Raw genomic sequence first — 10,342 nt, 5'->3', positions numbered from 1 at the left:
CGATTTATTCATTATACCCTCTCTTAAAAGTTGTCTCAGGAATCAGCTTACATCCAATATCCGCAGATTCCATAGTGCTAACGCGATCAATGCATATATTGGAATTGATCTGATTCAATATCAATCTGGTGATTTTGAAATGGCTCAACATATCCGTAAACGCGGGAATGCTTATGCACGTAAGATTCTCTTCAAAACAATTCTAAATATGATCAGTACTTCTAAATATCATCCTTCAAACGTCAGTGTGGCTTACGAACAAAAAAAGCAATCTTCTAGTGCCATACGCACCAAGAAGATTGCCATAGCAGCTATGAGCCGCTTGATTAGAACCATATATCACCTAATCAAATACAATGAATTGTACGATTCAAAGATGTTCCTCGCCGAACTCTAATCGTTATTCATTTAAGTAAAGTATAGCACCTCCGAAAAAAAATTACAGCTGAGGTGCTGTTTAGTATGGCAAAATATCAGATTAAATATGATTTAACGCCATAAATAATCTTATTTTGCGTAATTAAGAAAAAGAATCCCTTGATATAGAAGAATTCTCTTGACTAATGGTAGAAAAAAAGCACACGAGTTTGAGGTGTGCTTGAGGTCATGATTGGTTCAGAGCGTCTGAGGTGTGCCCCGAATCTGATCATTCTGAGATTAAAAAAACACGTGACGCTGAAAAGGAAGCTAAAAATAAGACCGATGCTTAAAGCCGTTTGATCTTGCCCACCGCAATTGGTAAGGTCACGTGTGCATCGAAGTGGCCAACCATGCCAGCAACACTTTCTGGTAGCTCGAGCTGTTCGGGAACGCCGTGAATATAAATGACGCGCTTGTCGAGTTGAAGATCTTTGCTGCCGAACGCTTTTTCGAAGTTAGCTTGAAGCGTGCTTAATGGGACCACTTTCGTGTAGGCAAAGTGTCCGTCCACATCAGCAATCGGGTAGCGGTCATGCGGGATGTCCATCTTTTCTGGGGCATCGTCGAAAGGAACCATTGTTGTGCCAGAGACGGCCTCAGTCTCCATCAGATCAACGAAGCCATCGCCATTAACATCTTGCGCCGCCGTTGCAATTGCGGCATCTTTGCCATCTGGGAAGCCGTGGAAATGCTCCCAATGTTCAATGTTTGCCGGTGTGTCGAACATCTCGATGGTGATCGTTAATTGATCGTTATCTTCGATAAATGTAGCAGTACCATGGGGACCCGAACCGATTTTGGTTGCATTAAGCGAAATGATGTCAGCTTGATATTTTTGTGTCATGTTAAAACCTCCTTGATGATTTAATTAAAGTGTATAATCAATGATAGATAAATAAATTGATATATATCAATTTTTTGAGTTTTATTTTCGGAGAGGTTAAAGTCATGGATGAACATTCTGCAATTGAATGCGTACGCTCGGCACCAATTTTTGTCGGATTGGATGATGAGACCATTCGTCAGTTAACGGCGATCTCGACGCATCAAGAAAAAATCATGGCGGGGACAACGATTTATCGTGCCGGTTCGGCAGTCGATCGATTATTGGTCGTTGATCGAGGACGAATCAAAGTCTATCGGCTGGATGCCAATGGTCAGGAACAAATTTTATATTTTCTGGACGCACATGCCGTTGATAGTGAGTCTGCGCTGTTTACCGACGTCATTCATCATAATTTTGCTGAGACGGTGGAAGATTCACTTGTCTGTTCGATTCGTCAATCAGATTTCGAGCAGTTAGTCGAACAGACGCCATCTTTAGCTGTTCGGATGATGCGCTCGTTTGGGAAGCGACTAACTGATCTTGAGAATCGAAATGCACGTTATGGCACATTAATGGCCCGTGATCGCTTGTTACAATATTTGGAAGAGACTGCTGGTCAATTGAGTCAACGTCAATTCAAGTTGCCGCTGAGTAAACGTGATTTAGCAAACTGGCTGAGTATTACACCGGAAACATTGAGTCGCCAATTCTCGAAGTTGATTAGTGAGGGCATCATTACAATGAGCGGACGTGAGATTACCTTGAGCAATCTACCCGCGTCGTTTCCTGATCAAGGAGGAACGCGCTGACAAATTGAACGAGTCTCCGTTCGTCCCGGGGAAATCAGTTTTTTTAGCAAGACGATGCGTTGAAGTCTAGTTTTATCCCCCACAATAGTTGTATAATGAATCTATTCTAAGAGTAAGAGGAGAAATTATGGCAGAATTAACTCATTTCTATCAGGCATTCCAGCCAACGCATTACAATATCTACCTAGATATTAACCGCGAGACCAAAAAGATCTCCGGAAAAACGACGATTACAGGTAACGCAAAAAATAAAGCTGTTGCAATTCATCAAAAATATCTTAAGATCGATGCCGTTTTAGTTGACGAGCAGGCGGTTCCATTTACGATTGACGATGCCAATGACGCGGTTCGCTTCAATGTACCCGCAGCTGGCGAGGTCACGATTGCAATTGACTATACTGCGCCACTGACCGATACCATGATGGGAATCTATCCTTCATATTACGAAGTAGATGGCGTCAAGAAACAAATCATCGGCACGCAATTCGAAACGAATGCTGCGCGTCAGGCTTTTCCATGTGTGGATGAACCTGAAGCAAAGGCGACTTTCGATGTTGCTATCAAATACGACGAACATGAAGGCGAAGTTACTTTAGCTAACATGCCAGAAGTTAAAGTCGAAAATGGCGTTCATTACTTTGATACGACCGTTAAAATGTCGACTTACTTGATTGCTTTTGCCTTCGGTGAATTGCAAGGTAAACAAACGACAACGAAGAGTGGCGTCCAAATCGGTGTATTCGCCACAAAGGCACACAAAGCTAACGAGTTAGATTTCCCATTGGATATTGCGAAGCGTTCGATTGAATTCTATGAAGATTTCTACCAAACGCCATATCCATTGCCACATTCATGGCAATTAGGCTTGCCAGACTTTTCTGCTGGTGCCATGGAAAACTGGGGCTTAGTGACTTATCGTGAGGCTGCCCTATTATTGGATCCAGACAATACGACTTTGGATCGGAAACAATATGTCGCAACCGTGATCGCTCACGAATTAGCGCATCAATGGTTCGGTGACTTAGTGACGATGAAGTGGTGGGATGATCTCTGGTTGAACGAAAGTTTCGCCAACATGATGGAATACGTGGCTGTCGATGCGCTCGAACCTGATTGGCACATCTGGGAAACTTACCAAACTTCTGAAGTACCCGCAGCTTTACAACGTGATGCAACCGATGGCGTTCAATCCGTTCACGTCGAAGTGGAAGATCCTGCAGAAATCGATGCCCTGTTTGATGGCGCCATCGTTTATGCTAAGGGTTCACGGATGTTAGTCATGGTTCGCGCTTTGATTGGTGACGAGGCTTTGCGTAAAGGCTTGAAGAACTACTTCGACGCACATCAATACAACAACGCAACGGGTGCCGACTTGTGGGCAGCGTTGGGTGAAGCTTCAGGTATCGATGTGGGTGCAATTATGCATTCATGGCTGGAACAACCAGGCTATCCGGTTGTTACTGCCGCAGTTGTTGATGGCCAACTGACTTTATCGCAACAACAATTTTTTATTGGTCAAAGCGAAGAAGTCGGCCGTCAATGGCAGATTCCTTTGAACAGCAACTATGCTGCTGCGCCAGAATTACTGAAGGATCACAGCGTCACAATTGGTGATTACCAAGCCTTACGCGCTGAAAATGGCGAACCATTCCGTCTGAATGTCGGTGATGATTCACACTTCATCGTGAAATATGATGACCAATTATTGGCCGATATTTTGGATCACGTGGATGAACTTGATGCTGTTGCACAATTACAACTGCTGCAAGACTTACGTTTATTAGCTGAGGGCCGTCAACTTTCTTACGAGACAATCGTGCCATTGTTGCCACGTTTTGCTAACAGCACTTCCGCCATCGTTAATGAAACACTTTACCGGATTGCCAATGGGTTCAAGCGTTTTGTCACACCTGATTCTGCGGAAGAACTCAAGTTACAAGCATTCATGAATCAATTAACCGCCGACCAAGTGGCCCGTTTAGGCTTGACGCCAAAAGCTGGCGAATCTAACGACGATCAACTGATTCGCCCAATCGTACTCGGCGCTGCACTCTATGCTAAAAATGTTGATGTCATTGCTTCAGCTCATAATTTGTTCAAGAACAATCGCGGCAAGTTGTATTCATTACCTGCAGACACGCGTCTCTATGTACTGATCAACGAAGTTAGAAACTTCGGTAATGCCGAACTGATCGACGAATTATTAGCTGAATACCGTCAATCTGCTGATGCCAGCTACAAGGGCAGCTTGCGTGCCGCCATTGTTCAGACGACCGATCCAGAATTAGTTGCCAAAGTCGTGGCTCAGTTCAAGGATGCCGCCACAGTCAAACCACAAGATTTGCGTTCATGGTACTTCGGCACCCTAGCAAATCATTATGGCGAACAAGCTGCATGGGATTGGTTCCGTCAGAACTGGGATTGGATGGAAGAAGCACTCGGTGGCGACATGGAATTCACCACCTACATTACGGTGACCGCCAATGTCTTCCGCACGCGGACACGTCTCGAAGAATTCAAAGATTTCTTCGAACCAAAACTAGGCACACCTGGTTTAACACGCGAGATCAAGATGGATACTAATGTCATTGAGAGTCGTGTGAAATTGATTGAAGAAGAAAAAGATGCGGTTAATGCAGCAATTGCTCAGGTTATTGAGTAGTTTGTATTGATTTAAGCTAAATCGTTTTGATTTTGAGGAACGCTGGATTTTCAGCGTTTCTTTTTTTGGCTTCAAACCCGTCAGTCCAGTATAGTCTAACAGGTTGTCAGACCCGTCAGTCTGCCGTACGTACAGCTGTCAGACCCGTCAGTCCACTGCGTGGAAAATTGTTGCCTTCGCTTGTGGGGCCGGCTGCAGGTTTATTCGGCTCGTGCTTCGCACTCGGCGAATAAATCTTCCGCCTTAAACATTAGTCTTCGCGATCGTGTGTAACACGTTTGCGAAGGCTAATGTTTGTCCCATGTTGTAAAATCCGCATGACCCACGCGGATTAACAACATTTTCACAGCACGGCAACGACTTTCCACTCCGTTCCCTGACTCAGATGTGAAGGCGAAACTGTGGTTGTGAAATTAAGAAGTAGAAATTAGCAGTAGATTGCTGAACTAGTTATTCAATTGTTTAGACCAAATCAGAAGTTGCGGAGGAAAACGGGTAAATTGGAGACTTCGAATAGAGTGTGTAACAAGGCGGTTAGCTTCTGAGCATTAACGATAATTTCTGAATGATTCGGTTACGAATCGTTTAGAAATTGTGGTTAAGCGCAAGAAGTTGCCTTGTGGAACACGTTTTCGAAGGCTCCAATTTTAGTCGAAAGCTACTTTTAGCTTGCTAAAAGAGCTGTAGACGGCCCCACAGCAGGAACAACCATTATCCGTAGCAACTTCGGTTCAACGCAATACCACAGCAGAAGCGACCATTTTCCGCAAAATTCTCACGTGCAACCTCATTGGATTTTCAGAAACCTTCAGGCTTTTTTAAGCATTTACACCTATTCTGTACACAATTACGGCGTACAATGAAAGGTATGAAAGTTGAAAGGATGATTTGATCAAATGGCTTATCGAACGCCGCCTCTAATTTCGCCTGCGTCATTGGTTTCGATTGTATTGGCGTTGTCGCTGATTAATATCGTTCACACCACGACCGACGCGACGGCAAAACCGCAGTCTAGTTCTGAATATTCAAAAACTGTTAGCAGCATTAATGCACGCAAAAATTCAAATTCTTCTTCATCTTCGTCCTCGAGTGAAGCGCCGGAGACAGCGTCCTCATCAAGTCACGGGTCTGATGAAACTGAAAAATCGACTTCGAATCATGAAACCTCTGAGTCTAGTCAAACGACGGGTACAGATAAATCTTCGAGTCATACAACTGAAGATGCGAATTCATCGTCGAGCTCAAGTCAATCAACTGAATCGAGTAGCTCTTCATCCTCGAGCGAGGAGAATTCCGACGCTTCCACAAATCATGACACAACATCATCGAGTTCGGGCGCCGCACCCGCGACCAGCTCGTCCACTCAGTAAGGGGGGTTAGAATGACATGCTTACCGCTTTAGAAATTGTCAATAAAGTTCTTGGTTATTTTAATATTAAGGATAAACCGAAAAATCGTGCGTTCACGCTGATTGGTTTTTTTGCGAATTTTTATTTGCTTTACCTTGCAATCACCAACTTACGCTATGCCGGTTATCGGCTGATTGGTCTTGGTTTTCTAGCCGCCTTCTTGCTGGTTTTCTATTTCGAAGTGCTGAATTATTTCTACTATTTCACTGATAAGAAGTTTAAATTCGATATTTCGCCATGGATCGAAAAGAAATTAGGTGGACGGCCAGCTGTTAATGCAGAAATTGCGCATGCAGCCAGCTTTTCTCAAAACATTCCTTCAGCAGGGCTCTTCGACCGTAAGCAAGTATTACCGGCAACGCTCAATGTTTCTGCTGACCAGCAGCAAAATGTCCAAAAGCTCGCGCAAGATTTAGTTGCACAAGGCTATTTATCGTTGAATTATCAAGGCTTTTCTGATCAGGAACTTTACGCGCAGGCGCAAGCTACACATGAACGCTTATTCGCAATTGGTGCGCCGGTTCAATTGCCGTTCTATGAAATTAAGAATCAGTATGGCCATCTGTTTTTGTATGCCGGCTTAAATGCGCTTTCTGAACAGCCGGTTGGGGAAATCCGCCGCATCGGCCTCACGAATGTCGAACAAGCAGCGGAGAAGTACGATCTTGTCGTTGCCACGAGCTACCTACGGGGTGGTCCCTACAAAATTGCCGGGCGCGGTGGGTTGATTGAGAATAGCGAGCCTTATGAGATTATTGCCGAGATTGCTTATCAACCGAAAAAGGCTGAAGTTAAATAGGACTAGATCTGTCGGTTCCTCGCATGCCTGTCAAATTATCAGACTCGTCAGTCCACTGCGTGGAAAGTTGTTGTCTTTGCTATGGGGCCGGCTTCAGGTTTATTCGACTCGTGCTTTGCACTCGGCGAATAAATCTTCCGCCTTCGATTTGAGCTTCTGCGGTGCAGAATCTTAAATACGACCCTGCAGTAAGTTCACGAAAGCAAGCTTTCGTAAACAACTGCATTTCACAGCACTGCAACAACTTTCCACTCCGTTCCCTGACTCAGATGTAAAGGCGGAGTTGAGATTTAAATTGAGAAGCAGAAACTAACAATTAGCGTTTAACCCAGTTATTTCATGATTCAGACCAAATCAGAAGTTGCGGAAGACAATGGGCATGATTGCAGTGACAGTGCTATAAGCTCGAAACGTGTTTCGAGCTTATAACACGGGCAAAACTTTAGATTTTGTGCAACAAAAGCTACAAGTTTTAGGCGAAAGCTCCTTTTTGAAGTAGAGCGTGGAACAAGGCGGTTAGCAGTTGAGCATTAACGATAATTTCTGAATGATTCGCTTGCGAATCGTTTAGAAATTGTTGTTAAGCACAGACTGCTGCCTTGCGGAACGCGTTTCAAAAAGAGCTGCAGCCGGCCCCACATGCAAGCATGCCCATTGTCTGTAGCAACTTCGATTCAACACATACCACAGGAAGAACGACCATTTTCCGCAGCAACTTCGGTCCATCCGATGTCAGCTGCCAGTTAAAGTGCCCTTTCTTTTCCAGCCATTATCAGTTAACATGACAGTAGAGATTGTAAAGGGTTGAGTTGATGAATCCACTGAGTATTTTAAAAAGTAAATTTGGTTATGATTCGTTTCGAACGGGTCAGCAGGCAGCAATTGACCACGTACTTGCTGGCGATAATGTCTTGGCAATCATGCCGACGGGCGGTGGGAAATCGCTCTGTTATCAGATTCCTGCCTTGATTCAGTCCGGGGTCACGCTGGTGGTTTCGCCGTTGATTTCTTTGATGAAGGATCAGGTCGATGCGCTGAACGAGAATGGGATTCCCGCAACGTTTATCAATAGTAGTTTGGATTATCAAGAGATCAATGCTCGCTATCAACAGGCGGCTGCTGGTCAGGTGAAGCTGCTCTACGTCTCACCAGAACGGCTCGATTCGAATTATTTTAATGGGTTAGCACGACTGCCAATCGAATTGGTTGCGATCGATGAAGCCCACTGTATTTCGCAATGGGGTCACGATTTTCGACCGAGTTATCTGCGCGTGACTGAGATTATTCAGCAGTTGCCCAGTCATCCCGCAATTATTGCCTTAACCGCGACCGCGACGCCGAAAGTTGCCGAGGATATTAAGCAACGTTTGGCAATCAAGACGGAAGTGAAGACTGATTTTGCTCGGCCTAATCTTTCATTTAAAGTCGTCAAGGATCAAGATAGTGATCAGTTTTTACTCGATTATTTAAAAGTGAACCCGGACCAATCGGGAATTATTTATGCCAGCACTCGCAAAGAGGTCGAACGCGTGACTAAGCTGTTGGCCCGGCATCGAGTCCCCGTCACGATGTATCACGGTGGCTTGTCGCCGCAACAACGCCGCCAAAATCAGGAAGACTTCTTATATGACCGCTCTCCAGTGATGGTCGCGACGAACGCCTTCGGAATGGGAATTGACAAGAGCAACGTTCGATTCGTGATCCACGACCAAGTCCCCGGCACCTTGGAAGCCTACTATCAGGAGGTTGGCCGTGCCGGACGTGATGGCTTACCCGCCGACGTCATCTTGTTGTTTAAGTTGGCAGACATTCAGATTCAACATTTTTACATCGAAAATTCCGAGATGGACGACCGCAACAAGCATCTCGAATACGTCAAGTTGCAGGAAATGCAGCAATACGCAAATACGCAACAGTGTCTACAACAATTTATTCTGAACTACTTCGGGGGAAAAGGCCCAGTTTGCGGGCACTGCAGCAATTGCCTGGATGATCGAGAAGCACAGGATATTACCATTGATGCGCAAAAAGTACTGTCGTGTGTCAAACGCATGAATCAACGTTTTGGTAAAGTGTTAGTGGCACAAGTTTTAACCGCCTCGAAGGTCAAACGAGTCACAGAAATGCACTTCGACGAGTTATCGACATATGGCTTGATGAAGAACCAGTCGCAAAAACAAGTTTCTGAATTAATTGATTTTTTGACCGCATCGGGCTATTTACAAGCGGTTGGCGGTCAATATCCGGTGTTACAACTCACGAGTTCTGGACTGGCTGTTTTACAGGGACAGGCACAAGTTTTCCGTAAAATCGCGGTGCAAGCGCAACAATCTTTACCCGCGAATGGCGAGCTGTTCGAAACACTTCGCGCATTACGTCGAGAACTGGCAGAACAACAAGGCGTGCCACCGTTTGTTATTTTTTCAGACAAGACATTGCACGAAATGGCCTCGCAAATGCCAACAAACTTGTCGGAAATGCTGGCAATCAAAGGCATCGGTGAAAATAAATTGGAGAAATATGGTCAGCTCTTCCTGAATCAGATCTTGGCGGCGGACGGAGAGTAAGGGATTTGAACCTCTTTCGCAACGACTTGATCGATAGTTAATTCGTTGCAATCTCTCGTTCGTGCGCGTATGGTCAAAGTAAAGCCGCTGAATGGAGGAGTTAACATGAAAGTTTTCGTTGTTGGAGGTTCGGGGCGTGTCGCCACTGAATTAATCAAGAATCTGGTCGCCCGTGGACATGATGTTATTGCTGGCGCGCGCCATCCAGACCGAATTATGATCGATTCACACGTGAGAGCTGTTGCTTTGGATTTGCACGCAGAAGTGCCTGAGATTCGCGAGATTATCGGAAAAGTCGATGCCATCTATTTTGTCGCAGGATCACGTGGAAAAGATTTGTTACAGACTGACGCTTTTGGAGCGGTCAAGACAATGTGGGCAGCAGAGCAAAACGAAATTCATCGTTACCTGATGCTTAGTTCGATGTCCTCGACGGAACCAGAAAACTGGTCGCGCGAAGGGTTGAAGCAGTTAATGGATTATAACGTGGCGAAATTTTTTGCAGACAATTACTTGATCCACGAAACGACATTAGATTATACGATTTTGCAGCCAACGAGCTTAACTGAAGAACCAGCAACGGGCAAAATCAGTGTTGGCACAAATCAAGTCGCGACGAATCCAATTCCAGACGTGGCGGAAACACTGGCTGAATTGCTCGAGGCACCAAACACGATTCATCAAACGATTGCGATGTGTAGTGGTGAGACGCCGATTGCAGAGGCAATTAAGAAGATCTAATCAGAAAGATTGGAACATCCAAGTTTGGATGATTTCCGATCTTTTTTGTTTCTGGCGAATTTACAATTGAAATGCAACACAAAGTAAAAAAATAAACCCATACCGGGTA

Annotated in this window: 8 protein-coding genes; 7 read left to right on the top strand and 1 reads right to left on the bottom strand. The window is 44.9% G+C overall.

The window, feature by feature from the left end:
* The first annotated feature begins 10 nt into the window (after nucleotides 1–10).
* A complete protein-coding gene (locus tag FC15_RS05545) occupies nucleotides 11–397 on the top strand; it encodes an IS110 family transposase (RefSeq protein WP_057824741.1) in 387 nt (128 codons plus the stop codon).
* A gap of 309 nt (nucleotides 398–706) precedes the next feature.
* Here the strand turns inward: FC15_RS05545 and FC15_RS05540 are convergent, their stop codons facing one another.
* Nucleotides 707–1,264 (bottom strand): hypothetical protein, encoded by a 558-nt coding sequence (locus FC15_RS05540; protein ID WP_057824739.1) that lies wholly within the window; start codon nucleotides 1,262–1,264, stop codon nucleotides 707–709.
* A gap of 104 nt (nucleotides 1,265–1,368) precedes the next feature.
* Here FC15_RS05540 and FC15_RS05535 point away from each other — a divergent pair, with 104 nt between their 5' ends.
* From FC15_RS05535 to FC15_RS05510, 6 genes are all read left to right on the top strand, one after another.
* Nucleotides 1,369–2,055, top strand: a complete 687-nt coding sequence (locus tag FC15_RS05535) for a Crp/Fnr family transcriptional regulator (RefSeq protein WP_057824737.1) — start codon at nucleotides 1,369–1,371, stop codon at nucleotides 2,053–2,055.
* A 127-nt stretch (nucleotides 2,056–2,182) separates the two neighbouring features.
* Nucleotides 2,183–4,717, top strand: coding sequence for a M1 family metallopeptidase (locus tag FC15_RS05530; RefSeq protein WP_057824736.1), 2,535 nt, complete (start codon nucleotides 2,183–2,185; stop codon nucleotides 4,715–4,717).
* 896 nt (nucleotides 4,718–5,613) lie between these two features.
* A complete protein-coding gene (locus FC15_RS05525; protein ID WP_057824734.1) occupies nucleotides 5,614–6,087 on the top strand; it encodes a hypothetical protein in 474 nt (157 codons plus the stop codon).
* Nucleotides 6,088–6,103: 16 nt separating this feature from the next.
* Nucleotides 6,104–6,925, top strand: a complete 822-nt coding sequence (locus tag FC15_RS05520; protein WP_057824732.1) for a DUF6681 family protein — start codon at nucleotides 6,104–6,106, stop codon at nucleotides 6,923–6,925.
* A gap of 812 nt (nucleotides 6,926–7,737) precedes the next feature.
* Nucleotides 7,738–9,492 carry a DNA helicase RecQ gene (recQ, locus tag FC15_RS05515; protein WP_057824730.1) on the top strand — a complete coding sequence of 585 codons (1,755 nt, stop codon included), beginning with the start codon at nucleotides 7,738–7,740 and terminating at the stop codon, nucleotides 9,490–9,492.
* 105 nt (nucleotides 9,493–9,597) lie between these two features.
* Nucleotides 9,598–10,233, top strand: coding sequence for an NAD(P)H-binding protein (locus FC15_RS05510; RefSeq protein ID WP_057824728.1), 636 nt, complete (start codon nucleotides 9,598–9,600; stop codon nucleotides 10,231–10,233).
* Nucleotides 10,234–10,342 lie beyond the last annotated feature (109 nt).

The sequence above is a fragment of the Lapidilactobacillus concavus DSM 17758 genome (assembly GCF_001435835.1).
GTDB classification, from domain to species: Bacteria; Bacillota; Bacilli; order Lactobacillales; family Lactobacillaceae; genus Lapidilactobacillus; species Lapidilactobacillus concavus.
The sequence above is the reverse complement of the archived record's forward strand: the minus strand, read 5'-3'. Positions and strand labels throughout refer to the sequence as shown.

Bases quoted from the DNA above. Each gene is read 5' to 3' on its own strand.
- FC15_RS05540 (WP_057824739.1), bottom strand. From the start codon at position 1,264: ATGACACAAAAATATCAAGCTGACATCATTTCGCTTAATGCAACCAAA.
- FC15_RS05535 (WP_057824737.1), top strand. From the start codon at position 1,369: ATGGATGAACATTCTGCAATTGAATGCGTACGCTCGGCACCAATTTTT.
- FC15_RS05530 (WP_057824736.1), top strand. From the start codon at position 2,183: ATGGCAGAATTAACTCATTTCTATCAGGCATTCCAGCCAACGCATTAC.
- FC15_RS05525 (WP_057824734.1), top strand. From the start codon at position 5,614: ATGGCTTATCGAACGCCGCCTCTAATTTCGCCTGCGTCATTGGTTTCG.
- FC15_RS05520 (WP_057824732.1), top strand. From the start codon at position 6,104: ATGCTTACCGCTTTAGAAATTGTCAATAAAGTTCTTGGTTATTTTAAT.
- recQ (WP_057824730.1), top strand. From the start codon at position 7,738: ATGAATCCACTGAGTATTTTAAAAAGTAAATTTGGTTATGATTCGTTT.
- FC15_RS05510 (WP_057824728.1), top strand. From the start codon at position 9,598: ATGAAAGTTTTCGTTGTTGGAGGTTCGGGGCGTGTCGCCACTGAATTA.